At 47.1% G+C, this 20,266-nt stretch carries 18 protein-coding genes; 10 read left to right on the top strand and 8 right to left on the bottom strand.

What is annotated here, in order from left to right; translation table 11 throughout:
• Positions 1–11 precede the first annotated feature (11 nt).
• Entirely contained in the window at positions 12–2,006 is a 1,995-nt protein-coding gene (locus FMS18_RS03220; protein ID WP_163292315.1) for an ABC-F family ATP-binding cassette domain-containing protein, read from the bottom strand.
• Between the two features lie 270 nt (positions 2,007–2,276).
• Here FMS18_RS03220 and FMS18_RS03215 point away from each other — a divergent pair, with 270 nt between their 5' ends.
• Positions 2,277–2,534 carry a GIY-YIG nuclease family protein gene (locus FMS18_RS03215; protein WP_163292314.1) on the top strand — a complete coding sequence of 86 codons (258 nt, stop codon included), beginning with the start codon at positions 2,277–2,279 and terminating at the stop codon, positions 2,532–2,534.
• A 125-nt stretch (positions 2,535–2,659) separates the two neighbouring features.
• Here FMS18_RS03215 and FMS18_RS03210 read toward each other — a convergent pair whose 3' ends face one another.
• A complete protein-coding gene (locus FMS18_RS03210; protein ID WP_163292313.1) occupies positions 2,660–3,352 on the bottom strand; it encodes a CatA-like O-acetyltransferase in 693 nt (230 codons plus the stop codon).
• Between the two features lie 133 nt (positions 3,353–3,485).
• On the opposite strand from FMS18_RS03210, the gene FMS18_RS03205 reads away from it, so the two are divergent.
• The 3 genes from FMS18_RS03205 to FMS18_RS03195 all read left to right on the top strand — a co-directional run bounded on the left by FMS18_RS03205 (position 3,486) and on the right by FMS18_RS03195 (position 7,137).
• The gene (locus FMS18_RS03205; RefSeq protein ID WP_163292312.1) at positions 3,486–5,177 is read left to right on the top strand and encodes a glycosyltransferase; all 1,692 of its coding nucleotides are present in this window, start codon (positions 3,486–3,488) and stop codon (positions 5,175–5,177) included.
• 10 nt (positions 5,178–5,187) lie between these two features.
• A complete protein-coding gene (locus tag FMS18_RS03200; RefSeq protein ID WP_163292311.1) occupies positions 5,188–6,840 on the top strand; it encodes a glycosyltransferase in 1,653 nt (550 codons plus the stop codon).
• 69 nt (positions 6,841–6,909) lie between these two features.
• Positions 6,910–7,137 carry a YgdI/YgdR family lipoprotein gene (locus FMS18_RS03195; protein ID WP_163292310.1) on the top strand — a complete coding sequence of 76 codons (228 nt, stop codon included), beginning with the start codon at positions 6,910–6,912 and terminating at the stop codon, positions 7,135–7,137.
• Positions 7,138–7,222: 85 nt separating this feature from the next.
• On the opposite strand, the gene FMS18_RS03190 is transcribed toward FMS18_RS03195, so the two are convergent.
• Both FMS18_RS03190 and FMS18_RS03185 read right to left on the bottom strand, forming a co-directional pair.
• Positions 7,223–7,765, bottom strand: a complete 543-nt coding sequence (locus tag FMS18_RS03190; RefSeq protein WP_163292309.1) for a hypothetical protein — start codon at positions 7,763–7,765, stop codon at positions 7,223–7,225.
• A gap of 150 nt (positions 7,766–7,915) precedes the next feature.
• Positions 7,916–10,102, bottom strand: a complete 2,187-nt coding sequence (locus FMS18_RS03185) for a glutamine synthetase III (RefSeq protein ID WP_163292308.1) — start codon at positions 10,100–10,102, stop codon at positions 7,916–7,918.
• An 836-nt stretch (positions 10,103–10,938) separates the two neighbouring features.
• On the opposite strand from FMS18_RS03185, the gene glnH reads away from it, so the two are divergent.
• The 5 genes from glnH (at position 10,939) to FMS18_RS03160 (ending at position 14,560) form a co-directional block, all read left to right on the top strand.
• Positions 10,939–11,682, top strand: a complete 744-nt coding sequence (glnH, locus tag FMS18_RS03180) for a glutamine ABC transporter substrate-binding protein GlnH (RefSeq protein WP_163292307.1) — start codon at positions 10,939–10,941, stop codon at positions 11,680–11,682.
• Positions 11,683–11,760: 78 nt separating this feature from the next.
• Positions 11,761–12,429: an amino acid ABC transporter permease gene (locus FMS18_RS03175; RefSeq protein ID WP_163292306.1), complete on the top strand. Its 669-nt coding sequence runs from the start codon at positions 11,761–11,763 to the stop codon at positions 12,427–12,429.
• 4 nt (positions 12,430–12,433) lie between these two features.
• Positions 12,434–13,165, top strand: a complete 732-nt coding sequence (locus FMS18_RS03170; RefSeq protein ID WP_163292305.1) for an amino acid ABC transporter ATP-binding protein — start codon at positions 12,434–12,436, stop codon at positions 13,163–13,165.
• Between the two features lie 152 nt (positions 13,166–13,317).
• The gene (locus FMS18_RS03165) at positions 13,318–13,893 is read left to right on the top strand and encodes a calcium-binding protein (protein WP_163292304.1); all 576 of its coding nucleotides are present in this window, start codon (positions 13,318–13,320) and stop codon (positions 13,891–13,893) included.
• Between the two features lie 169 nt (positions 13,894–14,062).
• Positions 14,063–14,560 (top strand): hypothetical protein, encoded by a 498-nt coding sequence (locus tag FMS18_RS03160; RefSeq protein ID WP_163292303.1) that lies wholly within the window; start codon positions 14,063–14,065, stop codon positions 14,558–14,560.
• 48 nt (positions 14,561–14,608) lie between these two features.
• Here FMS18_RS03160 and FMS18_RS03155 read toward each other — a convergent pair whose 3' ends face one another.
• Positions 14,609–15,883, bottom strand: a complete 1,275-nt coding sequence (locus FMS18_RS03155; protein WP_163292302.1) for a hypothetical protein — start codon at positions 15,881–15,883, stop codon at positions 14,609–14,611.
• Between the two features lie 182 nt (positions 15,884–16,065).
• Here FMS18_RS03155 and FMS18_RS03150 point away from each other — a divergent pair, with 182 nt between their 5' ends.
• On the top strand, positions 16,066–16,830 hold the full coding sequence (locus FMS18_RS03150) for an ABC transporter substrate-binding protein (RefSeq protein ID WP_163292301.1): 765 nt from the start codon (positions 16,066–16,068) through the stop codon (positions 16,828–16,830).
• Positions 16,831–16,908: 78 nt separating this feature from the next.
• Here FMS18_RS03150 and FMS18_RS03145 read toward each other — a convergent pair whose 3' ends face one another.
• From FMS18_RS03145 to FMS18_RS03135, 3 genes are all read right to left on the bottom strand, one after another.
• Positions 16,909–18,747: a UbiD family decarboxylase gene (locus tag FMS18_RS03145; RefSeq protein WP_163292300.1), complete on the bottom strand. Its 1,839-nt coding sequence runs from the start codon at positions 18,745–18,747 to the stop codon at positions 16,909–16,911.
• Positions 18,748–18,883: 136 nt separating this feature from the next.
• Complete coding sequence (locus FMS18_RS03140) at positions 18,884–19,261, bottom strand: PH domain-containing protein (RefSeq protein WP_163292299.1); 378 nt, start codon at positions 19,259–19,261, stop codon at positions 18,884–18,886.
• Positions 19,262–19,362: 101 nt separating this feature from the next.
• Positions 19,363–20,226: a TIGR02285 family protein gene (locus tag FMS18_RS03135; RefSeq protein WP_163292298.1), complete on the bottom strand. Its 864-nt coding sequence runs from the start codon at positions 20,224–20,226 to the stop codon at positions 19,363–19,365.
• Positions 20,227–20,266: the final 40 nt, after the last annotated feature.

Genomic DNA, 20,266 nt, shown 5'->3' with positions numbered 1-20,266 from the left:
CCGGAGGCATCTTAATTTTCTTCCAAAAGCTGCTTTTTGCGTTCTTCCAGTTCGGCGATTTCTTCTTCGAGAACAGCCATCTTTTCCATCAGCTCGTCGGCCCATGCGCAGGTTTCGGTGTAGCGGGAATTTAGCTCCACTGCTGCGGCTCCGTCGCTGTACAGCTCAGGATCGTTGAGCTTCTCTTCCATGGTTGCCTGATCTTCCAAGGTCTTTTCAAGGTCTTTTTCGAGCTTTTCATACTCGGCGGTCTTGGGCCTGAGTTCCTTGTACAGGGCATTGCGGATTTCAGCCTGTCTCCGTTTGTCTTCTTTGCTCAGCTTGCGCTTGGCTGGCTTGTGGCTGTCACCTGAATCAGCGGATTCGGATCGGGCTGCGGGTGCTGCTAGCTTTTCCTTACGATGATCATCGTATTCTTTAAAAGAATGAAAAGTATCAAATCCAGAGTCGTTCAAAGCCCATATTTCGTCGGCGACTTCTCCGAGCAGGTAGCGGTCATGCGCTACAAAGAAAAGAGTTCCGTCATAATCCTTCAAGGCCCGGATCAATCCTTCCCGACTTTCGAGGTCCAAATGGTTGGTGGGTTCGTCAAGAATAAGCAGGTTGGCCCGTGACAGGAAAAGTGATGCGAGAATCAGCCTGTTTTTTTCTCCACCGGAAAGTGCGGAAACCTTGCGTTCGAAATAGCCCTCGCCCAGCAGGAACAAGCCGAGTACACTCTTAAGCTGTTCTTCGGTTGTGTCAGGATCGCAGAGGCGGCGGATTTCGGAAAGCGCAGTCATGTCATCGCGCAGGATGTCGCTCTGGTGCTGGCTGAAATAAGCCAATGAGGTGTTCTGTCCTACTTTAGCAAATCCTGCGTTGGCTTCGAGCATCCCCATGATCACTTTGAGCAGGGTGGATTTACCGGCCCCGTTCGGAGCGGCAAGGGCAACCTTTTTACCCCGGAAAAGCTGGAAATTAAGCAGCGGCCAGAGGGACGGCGGCTTGCCGTCATATGAAAATTCAAGATCAACCACACTGATGGCGGCTTTATCTCCGCGCGCAGTGGGTGGGAGGCGGAAGCTCAAAGTTCTGCCGGAACGGTTGAGTTCGGCTTCACCTTTAATCTTATTGAGCTCCTTGGACATCTTTTCAACTTTCTTGATTTTGGACTGTGCCTGTGCGGCCTTGCGGGCCTTTACTCGAAAGCGGTTGATGTATGAGTTCTCAGTTTCAATACGTGCGGAAAGCTTGGCAGCTTCGCGGCTGCGCTGCTCTGCGTTTTCTGCCTGCCATTTAAGAAATTCAGTGAAATTTCCGCGCCTGACTTGCGGACGCCCGGCCCCGAGAAAAAGTACATGGGTACCGACCTTGTCCAGAAAGATACGGTCATGGGCCACATAAATTACCGCGCCCCGGAAGGAGAGCAGGTAGCTTTCAAGCCATTCAACAGCTTCGAGATCAAGATGGTTTGTGGGTTCGTCCAAGAGGAGCAAATCCGCACCTTGGAGCAGGACACGGCCCAGCTTGGCGCGTTCACGCCAGCCGCCGGAAAGTTCTTTAATCTTGCTGAGCAGGTCATGTTCGGAAAAGCCCAGTCCGGTCAGGATGGTACGGGCCTTGTGTTCGGGGTTATATCCGAACTGGTGTTCAAGTTCTGCCTGCTTTTCAGACAGTCTTTCCATGTGAGCCTGATCATTCTTCTGTCCGGCTTCTTCCCATTGCTCCCAGAGTGTATTCCAGGAAGGCAGCGCGGAGAGCACCCAACTGAGTAGGGTGTTTTCAAGAATTTCCCCGGTCAGTTCCTGCGCCACATAGCCGAGGCGCGCACCTTTGGAAATGGAAAGCACTCCTGCGTCCGGTTCAATCTTTCCGGCAATGAGCTTGAGCAGGGTGGATTTACCGCAACCGTTGGGACCGGCTACGGCAAGGCGCATTCCGGCGGACACTTCAAACGAAAGGTCGCTGAAAAGGTCTTCCCCATTATATGATTTTTCAAGGGATGAAATAGTAATTCTGGGCATTTGTTCTCTCAAGTAAAGGCAAATTATTTTGATTCGCTACGCGATTTTGATGATCTGATTTCGCCTCCGGCGGCCAAAGGGACTAAGCCCCTTTGGAATCCCTATTAGGGAAGAGAGGGCTGTTGGAGGGGAAGAATTAAGAAAGCGAGTTAAAATATATGTAGAAGCTCCTGAATGCAAGGTTAAATGGGTGCTATCGGGACTTAATCCGTAAATATAGTTTGTGAATAAAGTTTTGACCGTGCCGGAACTAACAGCTATGCCCGATTTATGAGCACATGGTACGTATATCTGCTGCGTTGCAGCGACAATTCTTTATATTGCGGAGTAACCACCGATCCCGCGCGTAGATTGGAAGAACACAATTCCGGCAAGGGCGCGAAGTATACCCGCTGCCGTCTTCCTGCGACCATGGAAGTCTATGAATCCTTCCCGGATAAACGTGCTGCGTATCGCGCTGAATATGCTGTGAAGCAGAAGAAGGCGGGGGAGAAGGCTATTTTTCTTAGAGAACTCGCTTCACGGTAAGTATTATTTTCTGTGACGTTTGATCGCGTTATATGCGAAGCTTATTAAAAGGTTTTGAAAGGGATGGGGTCTGGGGAAGGGAAAACTTTTGCAAAAGTTTTCTCTTCCCCAGCCGCCGGAGGCATCTACAAATACTCCTCCGGTTCCTTGCACATCATATCAAATTTACTGAAAAAATCTCCAAAATGCTTGCCATCCATGAGACCGTGTAATGCCTCCACAGATACGGGCATGATCTTTTTACCGGATTCATTTTCAGTGACCTGCCCGAACAGGATTCGCGGCACTGAATCTGTATTGCAATTCCCCCAAGGGTTGCTGGCGGATGTGAAAGCGACTCCGTTTACCACACTGAAATAGAACAGATTCGGCTTCTCGCCGCCTGCGGGGGTGAGAGTCGGTTTTTCATCTGCACTCTGGCGGGCAACTTCGATGTTTGCCGCTGTTTCGCTGAAATCCTGTCCAAGTCGGCAAAGGCAGTTTGCGTGCAGGCTGCGTCCTTTGGGGATGTAGGTGAATGCCGGATGAATCACATCGAAAATTGCGGGCTTGCCATCCACGATACGGGTGCGGAATTCCGGAACTTCATTAGCTGCGCGGGTGGCCAGATAATAGAGCATGGATGAGAATCGGATTTTTGCGGACCCGTTGTTTTTTTCTTTGCGGTAATTGAAAAGTTCGGTCACATCCTGCTGAATTGTGAAGCCGTAGCGGCTGGTACATAGAGATTGAAAAAAGGTAAAATGTTCAGCTCTTTCCCATGTTTCCATGTCCAGAAAATTCATAGTGCTTTCGGTCTGTAGTGCTTTATTGATCATAATTTTTCTATTTATATATTTTTAAATTTTGAAATCACGTTTGCGCCAGCTATAACGAATGAAAGGCCGGTCCGTAAACTCTTCATTTCTTATCCAAAAAAATATCAATCAAGCATTGTCATAGCATGCTGTAATGACATACATAATCAATATGTCGAAACTAGCTTATACTGTTGAACCTGTGATGGATCAGGATAGCGTTGCGGACGTGCGCATCCATGTGGACGGCAAGAAATGGCACCTCTGGGGACGTAAAGGGGCAGAACGTGAACACGGTCTTGCTGAGTCTGTTGCTCCCGGTAAACTGCCTGTGCTGCTTGGCGCAGGGCTTGGTGTATGCATCGAGGAATTGCTGAAATCCGGCCCGGTGGTTGTGCTGGATAATGATCCTTTGATTGCTGAGGTTTCCGGGGCGGATAAATTCCGGGATCATCCACAGGTTACGTGGCTCAGCGGTGATCCTGTGCAGGTTCTGGAACAGGTTCGTAAGTGGCGTGCTGAGAATGGAAACGGTCCGCTGGAGCTGGTTAAAATCCCTTTGTATCAGCGACTGGATCGTGAATGGTATCTTGCTATCGGTAACACCCTTGAAGATGAGAAGGATTCCGAGCCAGTGGATTTCTGGTCCGAGGTTTCCTATCCTAAATTTCGTAATGAAAAGCCGAAAGTGCTTTTCTTTCATCGTACCTATTTTTTGATGGGAGAAATTACCGCTGCGCTGGAACGGCTGGGTATAGAATTTCGCAGTGTGGATATCGGCACAGGCGATACTGTGCGGGACGGTTTTGTGGAAGATCTGCTGCGCACGGTGGTGGAATTCAAGCCCGATTTTGCTCTGACCGTGAATCATTTCGGAGTTGACCGGGAAGGTAAACTTACTGATCTGTTGCTTAAATTGAAACTGCCGCTGGCTTCATGGTTTGTGGATAATCCGCATTTGATCCTCTACCGCTACGCTGACGTGCTTCCCGATTTGACCGCTATCTTTACTTATGATGCCGGAAATCTGGAGATCATGCGTGAGAAGGGGTTTGAGAATGTTTTTTATCTGCCGCTGGCAACGGATGTCGGGCGTTTTAAGCCGGGGCTCTCCGGGCTTGAGGAATGGCGGGCGGATGTTTCTTTTCTAGGTAATTCCATGGTCCATGCGGTGGATAAGTATTTGCGGCTGAGCGAGCTTGATGCTGATTTACAGCAGAAGGTGCCGGAGCTGGCAACTGAATTCGGTGAGCGGGCCGAACTTTCCGTGGAAGAATTTTTGCGTAATTCCCATCCTGAGTTGCTTGAAAAGATTGAAAATTTACCCACTGACGAGAACAGACTTTCCTTTGAAGGTTTAATCACATGGGAGGCCACGCGCCGATACCGCCTGTCCTGTGTGCGTGAATTGCTGCCGTTTAAACCGCTTATTGTGGGTGATGAGGGCTGGCATGAGTTATTGGAAAAAGGAAACTGGCGCTATCTGCCTTCTTTGGATTACTATAATGATCTGCCCGCGTTTTATCCCATGTCCAAAATAGGATTTAACTGCACCAGCAGACAGATGAAGGGCGCAGTGAACCAGCGGGTATTTGATGTCCCGGCCTGCGGCGGCTTTGTGCTCACCGATCACCGGGAGCAGATGGAAGCTCTTTTTGAGCCGGGTAATGAAATTATTTCGTATAATGATATTTCCGATATCGGTCCGCTGCTGGAAAAATGGCTGGCTGATGATGCGGGGCGGGCCAAGATCACCGCAGCCGCACGTAAAAGAATTATGGCTGAACATACCTATGAACACAGGCTTTCCACGTTGCTGGAAAAAATGCGTCAAACATTCGGGTAGGAATTAAATTATGTCAGGTAAATTCTGGGGATTTTTAGACAGCGCTTCCCGCTACAGGCTTCTGGTTTCCGGGCATGGCAAACCTCATCTTATGGAGACTGCCAATCGGATCATCAACAGTGCTGAGAGCAGCCGCGAGAAAAGTACGCTTATTGATTTAGGAGTGGATATGCTTCTTGCCGCATGGGAATCCAGCCCCTTGGACGGGCAACTGGCTTCCAACCTGCTGGCAATCAATAAACAGCTTAGCTTTCTGCCTGCACCGTTGGTGGAAACCATGTCACTGATCGCGACGAATAGTGCTATTCCTGAAAATCTGGGCTACCTGCAACGTCTTGTTTCTAGGGATGATAAAGATAAGCTTCTTGATTATCTTTCCAAACAGACTGAACGGGAACCGGAAAATCTTTTTTGGCTTTCCCATCTGCTTGATCTGGCTTTCTTTTTGGGTCGGCACGAGGTCGCCAGTGCGGCCCTTTCCCGCGACTGGCCTACATCCATGAATATGGTGCTGAATAAATATGCCGGGGATATTGCCTTCTGTTCCGGTGATTACGGACAGGCTGAAACTATTTATTCTGACACTTCCGGCGGCGCGCTTATCCTTGGTGAAAATCTATTGCGTTTGGCTGAAAGTGTCGACCGCATGGGCAGGCGTGATGAAGCCATGATTCTCTGGCGGGATCGCATGACTGCCCGCCCGTGGCAGGTCAATACGTGGTTTAAGGTTTACGAGCGTTTACTCGGCAGCGGCGGTGCAGATATGCTGGGCGGTCAGGTTGCGGTATGTCTCTATACCTTCAACAAGGCTGATGATTTTGATGCAACCATGAGTTCGCTTGCGGAATCACCGCTTGATAACGTGCATATTTTTGCCCTTGATAACGGTAGTTCCGACCATACCTCCGATGTTATGGCTCGCTGGCAGGACAGGCTTGGTGATAGATTTCGCCGCATTGATCTTCCGGTAAATGTTGGTGCTCCTGCGGCTCGCAATTGGCTTAAAAATATGAATGAGTTGAAGCTCTATGATTATGTGGCCTATCTTGATGATGATGCTTTAATTCCCGCTGACTGGCAGGCTCATTTCAGCGCGGCAGTTGAGTCTTACCCTGATGCGGGGGTCTGGGGCTGCAAAGTTGTCAATGAAGATCAGCAGGAAGTTATTCAACATGCCGACCTGCATCTGCGGGAGACCCCAGCGGATTTTGAAGATGTACTCCGCAGTTTTGAATTTGCATATCTGGACCCGTACAATCAGGATCTTGATTACGGGCAGTTTGACTATTGCCGTCCCTGTGTGTCGGTTACCGGGTGTTTCCATCTTTTCAGGCAGTCTGTGTTGGAACAGAGCGGTGATTTTGACCTGCGTTATTCGCCTACTCAATATGATGATCTGGATCATGACCTGATGCTTGCTGTTGCCGGAAAATCAGCAGTGTATCAGGGAACATTGCAGGTGAAGCATAAACGTAAATCCGGTTCTGCCGCAGCGATCAGCCGTGCCGCCCGTGGCAGTGGGGCAGGAAATGTGATCAAGCTGGAATCCAAGTATGAAGCACGGGATGTGGCCGCGATTATAGCGCGAGATACTGAACGGTTGGAAAATGATTTTACTGAGAAGGCTCTTAAGATCGGGCATGTGCTGAAGGAAATGGAATAATAAATCGAGTCCGTTGTTGTATCTACAATAATCTGCTAGGCTTCATTCAAACCTTACAAGGAGTGGGATATGAAAAATATTTTTATTGCGGGTTTGTTGTGTGCGGGATTGCTGGTTTTTGCGGGTTGCGGCTCAAAGCACCACACAATTACCAAAACAGATGGCTCTACAGCGGTAAGTGTCGGTAATCCGCAATTTAACAAAGATTCTAATACGTACACTTATGAGAATCTTGACGGTCAGGAAACAACGATCAAGCGTGAGGATGTACAGCAGATAGAAGAAAATAAGAAGTAATTTTAAAAGTCATTTTTGCACTTAAAAAGCCGGAATCTCATGTCGATTGAGATTCCGGCTTTTTAGTTTCTTGGGTTAGGAATTTTTATTCCATGGTACTGGAAAGCTTATCAAAGTAGGGACGCACAATTTTCACATCTTCAGCGGGTGCTTTCATCATGGCTTTGGCAGTTTTCATGGATGATAGCATGTGTTCTTTAAACATTGCTTTTTGTTCCGGGGTCATGTTCGGATCAGCTTCCATCTGGGCGATTGCAGCTTCAAGCTCAGCCATGCCTGCGTTTCCATCTTCTTCCATGGCAATGGATGCAAATGCTTTGACAACACGTCCTGCCGTTTCAGGCCATGTTTTGTAGGTGAAGCCGTTTGCTTCAATGATTCTTTTTGCTTGCGGGGTGTAGCCGTAGAGCATGGCAAACTCTTTATGCAGCATTTCAGGATCAAGAGGATCGGAATCGCTTTCACCGGACTCTTCCAGTTCTTCTTCCATCTGTTCCATGATCGGGTCCAACTGCTCCAGTGTTTTAACAACTCTTTCAACTTGATCCCCTGTAAGGGGAGACATGGCGTTGGCTGTGAATGCGCAAAGGCAGGTCAGTAACATCAATATCAGTGTTTTTTTAAGCATCGTTCCTCCATGCAGATAATTTACCCCGACTAGTGATTACGGGTATATATTATATTAAGATTTTGTAAAGAGGGATGCGAAAAACAAAAGGTCCCCACTTCTTTCGAAGTGGGGACCTTTCTTGTCTTACGTATATGGGAGTAAGTTATCTTATTTAATGAAGAGCATTTCGGAGTAGCTGGGCAGGCACCAGAGGTCGTCTGCAACAACTTCTTCGAGCTGATCTGCGTACTTACGAACTTCAAGCATTGCAGGAAGTGCGGTGCAGCAGAGGTATTTTGCTTCTTCGTTGATATCACCTTCAGGTTTGGCTTCCATGATCTTTTCAAGCTCAATGTTGGCAAACTGCATGCCGCGAAGTTTAGCGGTCAGATCTTCGAGGGTTCCGGTGGTGAATTCTACGCCGATTGTTTTCATTGCAGCGCAGGTTTCAGCCAGCTCTTTCTGGTAGCGAACTGCGCCGGGGAGAATGTGAGTCTTGGCGAGTTTGGTTACCAGTGCCGCTTCGGTCACGATAGCCTGATTGTACTGTTCGAGGTAGATTTCAGTACGGCTGTCCAGTTCTTCTTTGGTGAAGACACTGTATTTGGTGAACATTTCAACAACTTCAGGTGAAGAGATTTCGGGAATTGCGTCTGCGGAGGTACGCAGGTTGGGCAGGCCGCGCTCTTCAACTGCTTCTTTGTGCCATTCATCAGAGTAGCCGTCGCCGTCGAAAACGATCTGACCATGGTTGTCCATGATGTCTTTGATGACTTTGTTTACAGCATCGGTGAGTTTGGAGTTGTCACCACCCATGAATGCTTCCAGTTCATCTGCGATGAAGTCGAGGGATTCGGCAAGGATGCTGTTGATGGCAACCTGAGGTCCGGCAATGGAGGAGTTTGAGCCAACTGCCCGGAATTCAAAACGGTTACCGGTGAAAGCAAAGGGGCTGGTACGGTTGCGGTCACCTGCATCTCTGGGCAGCGGAGGCAGAGTGTCTACTCCAGCCTTGAGGAAGCCCGTGGAAGTAGGGGTCGGGGAGTCTCCTTCCTGAATCTTATTGAAGATTTCGGAAAGATGGTCGCCGAGGAAGATAGATATGATTGCCGGAGGGGCTTCGTTTGCGCCGAGACGGTGATCGTTGGAAGCGGTGGCAACTACTGCGCGAAGGAGTTTGCTGTATTTATGTACGGAGCGGATTACAGCAGCGCAGAAGATGAGAAACTGTGCGTTTTCTGTGGGGTTTTCGCCCGGATCAAACAGGGAACCGTGTCCGTTGCAGCTTAGGGAGTAGTTGAGGTGTTTACCGGAACCGTTTATTCCTGCGAAAGGTTTTTCGTGCAGCAGGCAGGCCATGCCGTGTTTTTTAGCCACGCCCTTGAGTGTGGTCATGATCATCTGGTTATGATCGGTTGCAACGTTGGCGTGTTCGTAGACAGGAGCGATTTCGAACTGGCCGGGAGCAACTTCGTTGTGACGGGTCTTAACCGGTACACCGAGTTTGTAGAGCTGGTGTTCAACATCCATCATAAAAGAGAGTACGCGGCGGGGGATTGCGCCGAAATAGTGATCATCAAGTTCCTGACCTTTAGCGGGCTTGGCACCGAACAGGGTTCTGCCTGCCATCTGAAGGTCGGGACGCGCGAAGAAAAAGTTTCTGTCGATGAGGAAGTATTCCTGTTCTGGACCGGCGTTGGAAACAACGCGGTTGCCGGAATCATCACCGAAAATTTTCAGGACTCGCTGTGCGGAAGTGTTAATAGCCTGGTTGGCTCTGAGCAGCGGAGTCTTTTTATCCAGAGCTTCTCCTGTCCAGGAGATGAATGCTGTGGGGATGCACAGGAAAGTTCCGTTGGGGTTTTCAAGAATGTATGCGGGGCTGGTTACGTCCCATGCGGTATAGCCACGTGCTTCAAAGGTTGCGCGCAGGCCGCCGTTGGGGAAGCTGGATGCATCAGGTTCACCCTGAATAAGCAGCTTGCCTTCGAATTCGGAAATAGCGTTACCCTGTCCATCGGGAGAAAGGAATCCGTCGTGTTTTTCAGCAGTTGAGCCGGTCAGGGGGTAGAAAACGTGTGTGTAATGAGTAGCACCCTTTTCCATGGCCCATTCTTTCATTGCGTTTGCGACTGCATCTGCAACGGAAGGGTCAAGTTTTGCACCTTCTTCAATAGTTTTTTTCAGGGATTTGTAGACTTTTTTCGGAAGTCTATCCTTCATTACGTTGTCGTTGAAGACGTTGCAGCCGAAGAGTTCGGTGGGTTTTGTATCGGCAAAGCTGAAGGAAGCTTCAGGGGTAGAGTAGTTGGTCACTGCGGTGATCGCACTCTGGCGGGAGAGGTTGGAACTCATTAGAGAAAACTCCTTGAATCTATTAAATGGTGACCTCCGCTTGGCGGAGAATTTTGGGCTATCATCAAGTCTGTTCGGAACTTAGCACTAGTCATGCCGTTGTTCATAAAGGTAAGTATTTAGGTTGGTTATGTATGGTTTGTCCTTTCGTCACGAAGATGTTTCTTACAAAAATGTAGAATAGAGTATGTGTGAGGTTCTGTTGTGTTACAAAATTGTGAATTAAATTGCTTGCGAGTGAAATGGGTGAAAAAAATATTACAAAATTGTCTAATTTGATTCGCGAAACGGTTCAAAGAGGCTGGTTTTGCTTATTTCTTGTTAAAAAAGAAAGCGTGAGAAGTCTGTCTCAGTTCGTGTTTCTGTCGGCAGAAGATCACTACATTAATATAGTATGATTGTCAGCAGTAAATTTATATTTCTGCAATTCGGGATTAAAAAGTAGGGCAGCTGTGCGATTTTGTGTAGGTCTTGCCGAAAAAACTGTTCTGTTTTTGTGGAGTTTTTGAAGCAAAAAGTGTCAAGGTATAGTTGAAATAGTTAGGCGCGTGGGTATTGTTATTTTGGTTTTAGTCGGGTTCGAATTGATCGGTCGATCAGGTGAACGTTTGCATTTAAAATGCCTGTATTCCTGATGTGTTATCCTTTGTTTTGTTTTTGATTTGATTTCTAATGTGATGGTTGTGCGGGCAATGTCTTGAATTTAGCATAAAATGGTGCTAAATTTTCCTACTTCGACAAATAATCGATTGATTATTTACTTGTTGATCGGTCTATCTTCATTTTTTTATCTGATGAAGGTTTTTAAGAAACGATGTCTCATTCTTGGAGGATTCATGAAAAAACTGCTTTCAATAATCGTTGCCGCTCTGATTACCGCGACCATGGTCGGAACTGCTTTCGCAGGTAAACTTACTGTTGCCTGTGACACCAGCTTCCCTCCTTTTGAATTTAAAGATCCTGCTACCGGAAAGCACACCGGCTTTGACGTTGAGCTCTGGCAAGCTATCGCTGAGAAGATCGGTGTTGATTATGATTTGCAGCCCATGGACTTCAACGGCATCATTCCCGGTCTCCAGTCCAACCAGATTGATGTTGGTATCGCCGGTATTACCATCAAGCCTGAGCGCGCTAAAGTTGTCGATTTTTCCGACGGCTACTACAATTCCGGTCTGCTCATTCTCGTTAAAAAGGACGAAAACTCCATTAACAGCATTGAAGATCTTAAAGGTAAGATCATCTCCACCAAGCTGAGCACCTCTTCCGCTGATTTCGCTAAAACTGCAAACGCCAAGGAAGTTAAGCTTTACCCCAACAACGACGCTATGTTCATGGAACTCATGACCGGCGGTGCTGATGCGGTTATCTTCGACTCCCCCGTTATTGCAGACTTCATGCGCAAGGCCGGTAAAGGTCAGGTTAAAGTTGTCGGTCCTCTCTACAACGGCCAGCAGTACGGTATTGCTTTCCCCAAAGGTAGCAATCTTGTTGCCAAGGTTAACGCAGCCCTCAAAGACCTGCGCAAAGACGGTACCTACCGCGAACTGTACGTAAAATGGTTCGGTACTGAGCCTAAATAATTTATTTACAACTATTCCAATGTGTTTTGTGGGGCGGCTATATAGCCGCCCCTAATTATTTTTTAAACAGAGGTCCTAATGGCATTCGCATTTGACACTACAGTTTTCTGGGACACATTTCCCATGCTCATGCGTGGTCTCAAGCTTACTATTGAGATTACCATCGGCGGTCTATTTCTTGGATTTATACTTGGAAGCGCAGCAGGTTTGATGAAGCTTTCCCGCAATTTTTTCACTAGAAAGATTGCCGGGGTTTATGTTGAAGCCATCAGGGGTACGCCCATGCTTGTTCAGGCCATGTTCCTTTATTATGGGGTCCCCATGGCTCTCGGGGTGCGCATTCCGCCTATCACCGCCGGTATTATTATTATCGCAGTCAATTCAGGTGCCTATATTGCTGAGATCGTCCGCGGGGCGGTTCAGTCCATTCATAAAGGACAGTTTGAGGCAGGGCGTTCCATCGGCCTGACCAACGCGCAGACCATGCGCTATGTTATCTGGCCGCAGGCACTTAAACGTATGATTCCGCCACTTGGCAACCAGTTCATTATCAGTCTCAAAGATACCTCTTTGCTCATGGTTATCGGTGTCGGTGAACTTATGAGAACTGGGCAGGAGATCACTTCCGTGAACTTTCGGGCCTTTGAGGTGTATCTTTCCGTTGCCTGTGTTTATCTGGCTATGACCCTTTCCATTGCATTCGTAATGCGCCGTATAGAGAAAAAGCTCAATACTTCCCGGAGGTAGTGACATGATTGAAATTAAGAACCTTCATAAAAGTTTCGGGAAGCTTGAAGTTATCAAGGGAATCGACCTCAAGGTTGAGTCCGGCGAAGTTGTCTGTATTATCGGGCCTTCCGGGTCCGGTAAATCCACTGTTTTGCGTTGCATCAACAAGCTTGAGGAACCCACATCCGGTACCATCATTGTAGACGGGCACGATATCATGGCCCCGTCCACAAATATTAACGAAGTGCGCACCGAAGCGGGTATGGTTTTTCAGCAGTTCAACCTTTTTCCGCACATGACCATCCTTGAAAACGTGACTCTCGGTCCCGTCAAGGTTCGTAAGATGTCCAAGAGCGATGCTGATGAACTCGGCCTTAAGCTGCTGGAGAAGGTCGGTCTAAAAGATAAGGCCCGCAATTATCCTGAACAGCTTTCCGGCGGACAGAAGCAGCGTGTAGCAATTGCCCGTTCTTTGGCTCTTCAGCCCAAGGTTATTCTCTTCGACGAACCCACTTCCGCACTCGATCCGGAGCTGGTCGGTGAGGTCCTTGAAGTTATGCAGAAACTTGCCAAGGAAGGTATGACCATGATCGTGGTTACACACGAGATGGGATTTGCCAAGGAAGTTGCTGATCGTCTCATTTTCATTGATGAAGGTATTATTCAGGAAGAAGGCGATCCCTCTGCGGTTTTCGCCAATCCCAAGAATCCGAGACTCAAGGATTTTCTTGGCAAGGTTGTTTCCCACCTTTAAGGGGATCTAGAATCGAAAGAACAAAGGGCAGTCCATACGGGCTGCCCTTTTTTTATTGGCAATGAGTGTTTTTGCGGGAATGGGTTGACGTATTCGTTTCTTTGCTAAATAAGTGTAGTATCTTTAATTTTGAAATCTGGGAGGCAGATAAAATGAAAAAGTTTCTAGGTTGCAGCGTTGTTCTTCTCGCTCTGGTGCTGATGGGCTCTTTTGCCTTTGCTGACGGATGTCCTGAGCTGCGCGGAACATGGGTCGGTATGGTCAAGATGATCACCAAAGACGGAAATATTAAAGAACATAAGGCTGTTTTTGTAATTAAAAAGCAGGAAGGAAACCTTTTCTCCGGTGAGAAAGCATGGTTTGCCGAAAACAAGGAAAATCTTATTACTGAAGGGTTCAGCGGTGTTATCGGTGCTGACAATGTCAGTCTCTATTTTGCTGAACATGATGCGGGATACACTCTGGGAACTTTGACCGGTAAAGAGAACATGTCTCTCTATAATCTTGAAAGCGGCCGTAAAGCCAAGGCTCTTTACTACGATATGGAGCGAATCCGTTTTGCCCGTGCTTTTGTTGATATCGATAAAGATGGCAGTAAGACCGTTATCCGTTCCGAGATTATCAAGGTTTACCCTCTTAATGCCGGGCGTATTATGCGTGAAGCAGACCTGAATAAGGATGGTAAATTGAGCAAAAAAGAATGGGAAGAGTGGAAAAAGAAGCAGTAAATTTTTGAGTTTCTGCACTAAAAAAGGCACGGATGTTTGTCCGTGCCTTTTGTTTTTTTATTCGTATCTGCAACAAACATGTTTGTTTTTTTACAATTGATAAAAAATCGTGCACGTGAAATAATTCTGATTAAATAAATCAATAAACGTAAGCTGATGCGAGGAGAATATGAGCGATGCGTGGGCGGTGCTTTTAGCGGGAATCGGGGGATTTTGTCTTGCTTATGCCTTGGTGCAGGCTAGAGAGCAGAGCAGGTTTGCAGATAAGGAATTTCAACAGTGGCGCAAGGAAATACGTAAGATGGCCTTGTTGATTACCAACCATACTCCGCGGCAGTATGGCGGGTGCGCTAACGATAAAGCAGCGTATGCAGCGGTGTCCAAGTTGCGGCAGCTGCATACCGGGCTGGCGGTGCGGCTTCTGCCCGAGGATGCTTTGGGGCTGAAGCTTCTGAGTAGTCTTAACCGCTTGATCGCTGATATTGACGGTGGCAGAACCGGACAGAAAAGTCATGCGGAAGTGGTACGTTTGTTCGGGGTTTTGCTGGCAGAAAGGGGCGGGATCGGACAATCGCCTGTAGGATTGTCGGTAAACGGGCTTTTCAGGTGGTTGTATCAGTTGCCGGATTCTCTAACTGAATATGACAGGAGCCGTAAAACGAATTAAAAATTTTTCAGCAAGGCCCTTTGTGTTCAACACAGAGGGCTTATTTTATCAAAGTTTAGCAAGAAATTCCCGTTCTTCTTCAGTCAGGTGGGGAGAGTCCTCCTTTTTTTTGAAGTAGAGGTTAAAGACCATCAGATGGACCCAGTGGTGATTCGTCAGGTCGTCTTGGGTATTCATTATAGTATGCCATTCATTTTCAGCAAATTCTTTTTCAAGTTTTACCATGTACGGGTGTTCCATAAGTGTTTCGCGGATATTCTTTAGGAGTGATGCGAAGTCGTGCTCTGTTCTGTTGAATATGGCTAATGCTACTTTGCATGATCGGCATATTTCCTCTTGAAACAGAGTATTAAGGTGATGGATGAATCCTTCTTCGCAGTGCCATGTTGTACATTTTCCTATGAGGGCCTGCTGTTCAGTGACGGACACAGTAAATCCATTTACTCCTACACGTTTAAATATGTCTTTGTTATTCTCTCCTGCAAAATGGGTATTCAGGTTTGAGACCAGTATGTTGCGCAAATCCTGATCATTGTGGACGCTGTAAATAGCAGGTGTGCGTTCAAAACTGCTGCCTGTATGGCGCAGTACACGGATTGCCTTGATGAAATCCTCATCGGAAATGACAGGTGTTCCGTTGTTTGCTGAATGGTCAGGAAGGGAGGCAAGTTTGCGCCGCACATGCACGGGATTGAATTCCGTTGCACCGGGCTTGGGTGCGAGACGCAGATCAATTGTATTGTTCCTGTCACGTCTTTTTGAAACAGCAGTGAGCACAAGCTTGCGCAATTTCTTATCAAAAAAAGCGATATCATGGGCCTGCCATGCAAGATATTGATTTATTCTTTCATAATTGCGCAAAAAATGGTTTTTGAATGATTTCGGGTCGGAATAAAGGGGCCTGACATAATATTTTATTATGCGGTCTTTTTTGATGGTAAAGCTGGGACCGCCGTGTGCGTAATGCATGCTCGGCCTGCTTACCAGAAGTCTTTTGTCGCCGGAATAGGGGATTTCTACCTGCGTGATCATGCCGTCTTTCAAATTAGGCGGGTCTTGTCCGTCTACAGGGCGATATACTTTGCCCGCAGGTGTTATTCTGCACAGGGCAGGCTTGCGCATGTGGATTTTTTCTTCGTGCAGGGTGATTTGTTTGATTGAATTTTGACCGATGATGTTTTCCACCAGTTCGGAATCAGAAGAGGAAAGAAATTCCTTCTCGGGGATAGTTTCCACCTGTGGAATGATGCTGTTGCATACGTTTTCAAGTATGACACTTAAATCACAGTCATTAAATAAATTGTTTCGATGTTGTTTAACCATGGCTGCCCCCTGTGAGGCAATATTTTGACTCTTTTTTGGTTTTTAGTATAACTTATGCATAAATTATTCCGGTCATAACGAGCTGCGGGCTGAGTGAAATATAGCAAACATACTGGTTAAAAACTTAGCGATTAGGTATGCTCAGGATGGTGTTGTAAATATGCCGAAGGCATGGAGTTAGAATGCGATATCTTATCTGGTCGATAATTTTTCTCATATTGCCCACATCAATCGCAGGAGCTGAGAAAATCAGGGTCGGCGGATCAGGGTACTGGTCTCCATATTGTTATACCACTCCTGATGACTCTTTGAAACTAAAAGGTTTTACGGTTGATTTTCTCAAGGAGGTTTTCAGTACCCCTGATGACGAGTTGAAGTTAGTGGCTCTGCCGTGGAAAAGATGTCTGGCTATGCTTGGAAACAACGAGCTTGATCTTGTTCTTGACGGCAGCAAGGATTCTCCTCGTTTGCAGAGTTATTTATTTTCAAATGAAATCTATCATCTTGATAATGTTTTGTATTATCTCAAAGACAGGTTCCCCCATGGACCGGAGATAAAGAAAGTTTTAGATGTAAATAAATATTCTTTGGGCGGGGTTTACGGGTTTAATTATAAGGTCTACCCATTCGATACTTCCAAAGTTCAGATGGGTGCTAAGGATATTGAAACTATGCTCAAAATGCTTGGAAAATATCGATTTGAGCTGGCAATCGGATTTGAGCAGATAGTAGGCTCTCGCGCCAGATTGAAGGGGGTTGATATGACAGGGATCGGTTGTGTTCCCATGCCCGGAGTTAAGTCATTGCGATTTTATATTTTCGGCAACCACACCCATAAGACCAAGCGGCTTATTCAAAGGATTGATTCAGCCCTGAAAGAAATGGACGCCGATGGTCGGCTTGAGAAATTGAAAAGCAAGTATGGATTACAGGGGATTGGGAAGTAAGAGACGGTTTGTCGTGATATGAATTTCAAAACTCCCCGGCTTGGTTGAGCCGGGGAGTTTTTGAGTTGCCGAGTTTCTTTATATCACCCCATAAAGAGGTCCACCGGATGCAGCCAGTGCGTCAACCCGCTTTTCTACTTCCGGGTCGGGTTCAAGCGGCGGTGCCTGATATGATTTCATCCTGGCATCGATGATAATGGCTTTTTCTGCTCCCCAGTGCTTGGCCTTGGTGAAGGCTCCGGCTCCGTAGATATCTGTTGCCGGGTCGGAGCGGGTGAAAGTTACCCAAATAAAATTTTCCCAGTTTTTGGCGGTGAAATCAGGATCATCCACAACTACGATCATGGGGAACCCTTCAATGCCTTTGGCGTGCTTGAGAGCTTCTCCGAGCCTTTCCATTTGCGGATCGCCGTTCCCGCGTGCGGTTTCGCTTTTGCGTCCCTTGATAAGCATTATTCCGGGACCGAATACTTTTGCCTCGCTGAAACCATCAGGCAGGGTGGGAAGTTCGGGCAACTCTTTGGAAAGCTCCCTTTTCTTTGATCCGGCGGCAGCAAAGATTAGTTTGGAGCCTTCGTTGAAGCCCATACCGGAATAATCAAGAGTATCAATGGTGGTTCTGGTGATGAAATGCAGATCGCGTTTCAGGTTGGCGCGTTCCAACATGTGTTTGAAGAAAACCGGGATGTTGTGGCAGTTCTCGCCGTGCTGCATGTCTTCTTTCGCGCCGATGAAAAGGTATTTTGCCAGAGCGGTCTGAGTGTTGCCCAGCAGTGCCATGCCGTTGGTCAGCAGTTCCTGCGGTTGGCGTTCTTCTGCGTAGGGTACGTAGCGTTCGCTGCCTACTGCCAGCAGCAGCGGATGAACTCCGGCTACGTCCACGGCGTGTACTTCATGGACTCCGGTGAAAACAGACGGCACCAGCTCGGATGTCAGTTCGTGGATAAAATCACCGAACATGGTGTCTTCCTGCGGTGGGCGTCCCACTGTTGTGAACGGCCAGATGGCGTCATTGCGGTGGTATACTTTATCCACCTTGAGTACCGGGAAATCGTGGGTCAGGCTGTAGTAGCCGATATGGTCGCCGAACGGGCCTTCAGGTTTCTGTTCATTGCTGATGGTCCCGCAGATGCAGAAATCAGCTTCGGCAGGAACCGGCAATCCGTTAGGGCGCATAACCATGGGGATGCGGTGCCCGCCCAGTGATCCGGCAAAGAAAATTTCCGCCAAGCCTTCGGGCAGGGGCATTACAGCGGCAATGGTCATGGATGGCGCGCCACCTACAACTATGTTCACTTTGAGTTTTTCGCCTTTTTTAAGGGCCTGCGCATGATGGTGTCCGATACCGCGATGAATCTGGTAATGCAGCCCCACCTCGGTATTGTTGTATTCGTTGCCGGACAGCTGCACCCTGTACATGCCGATGTTTGAGCCTGCAAATCCGGGATTCTCCGGGCTTTCGGAATAAACCTGCGGCAGGGTGACGAAAGCTCCGCCGTCCATGGGCCATGATTTAAGCTGTGGCAACTCAGCTATGGTGGTTTCGTTGGCGGTAACCGGACCTTCGGAAAGTTTGCGCGGCATGGTGTGGTAAGCGGTGCGTGGTGCGCCTAAATATTTCCAAGGCCGTTTAATGGCTTCCATAGGATACATTTTCAGTTTCATGAGCCGTTCAACGGTTTCGATGGTATCGCGGAAAATAAAATTCAGGCGTTCCTTTGTGCCAAAAATATTAGCGGCCATGGGGAATTTACACCCTTTCACATTGGTGAAAAGCAGGGCCGGGCCTCCTGTCTGAAAAACACGCCGTTGAATAACCCCGGCTTCAATATTAGGGTCGATTTCCTGATCTATTCGCAGCAGGTCCCCTTTGGCTTCAAGGGCGTCGAGGCATTCTTTAGTCTTTTTGTATCCCATTATATTTCTATCCTTATGTTGGAATTGTGTTCGTGCGGCAGAGTGTATGGATTCAGAAGGCGGGAATCAAGTTTTATCGGGCACAAAAAAGCCTGCCGAATTCGGCAGGCTTTGAAAGATTGAATTTGAAGCGCAACTACTTCAGAACTTTGTTTGCGAGCAGCTTTTGAATCCCCACAACGTCACTGCCTTTTTTAAGTTCCTTAGTGATTGGATCGCGGCGGCCGGAAACCCACATTTTAAGCTCGGAGTCCATGTCGAAATGTCCGGCTGTTTCCACTGAAAAGGTGGAAATGGATTTGTAGGGTATGGACATGTATTCGACCTTTTTTCCGGTCAGTCCCTGCTTGTCAATGAGGATCAGCCTGCCGGAGGTGAAAACATACATGTCGCGGATGACTTTGAAAGCCCGCTCTACATGTTCGCTGTCTCCCAAAATGGGGGAGAGCTCTTCTTGTACATCTTCAACGCTGACTTCGGAAGCATTGCCCATTAATCCGTCAAGAATTCCCATATGTTCTCCATTTTTGGCAGCGTTTGCTGCTGGTAATATTAGTAAAAAGTGATGATTGATAGTAGCTTATAGGCCAGTTTATGTCGAGATGTGTGGAATGATTAATTACTATGCGTAGAAAATGCTTTTGAAACACACTTTTCATGTAGGCCTACAAGATCTGCTGGCAGATATTTCTGGTAACTTTTTTTATATTTACCTTCGTAACGGCCTTTTATTATTTTGTTTACCTTGGAGATAATGCGTTTGCCCCATTTGTTTTTGGAGCAGCCCATGTAGCTTAAATTATATTCTGGCATTTCACGGATAGGTATAAATATGAATTTACCTTCTACGGCATTTTGGGAAATAAGCCATTGCAGTTCATGAGGGTAGCCGATGGCGTAGTCAATACTTCGCTTTGCCTGAATATTTTTCAACAGGGATTCAAGTAAGTCTTCTTTATAATGAATCACCAGTTTTTTTGAATATGTGTTGCTGTCTATTATGCTGTCTACTTTTCCGCCATAGCGGCGCCCTTTGGAAATGCCCATGCGCATGGTGGAATTATGAAATAGCCTGTTTATGGAAATAAACCCGTGGGCATCAATATATGGTTTAAAATAGCTAAGTTGAGATTTAAGGGTGATAACTCCGTTGGATAGATAAAGCATAATCGGCTCACTGAATTCTATGTATTTTTCCCGGTCGGGGGTCTTCATCATAGTTACGCAGCAGCCGTTTGTTATTTTTAATTGTTTGAGTATGCGGCCATAGTTGGCTGTATGGTCAAAATGTTTGTATTCCGGGAGGGCCTTCTGCAATTTTTTTTCCAGTAAATTTTCATGTCCCGTACCTTTCAGATTGCCGCTCATGATGCTTGATGGCGGAAAGTCAGCATGATACCAGTTGATTACATTTTCCGCATGGGCAGGTAATGAAATCAAGGTAATGAATAATATGATGAAAAAGCGAAGCTGCTTCATTCTATTTTTTGGGTTTTAGATTGAAAAATTTCTTTTTATT

This window comes from Desulfovibrio sp. JC022, from assembly GCF_010470665.1.
GTDB lineage: Bacteria > Desulfobacterota > Desulfovibrionia > Desulfovibrionales > Desulfovibrionaceae > Maridesulfovibrio.
The sequence above is the reverse complement of the archived record's forward strand: the minus strand, read 5'-3'. Positions and strand labels throughout refer to the sequence as shown.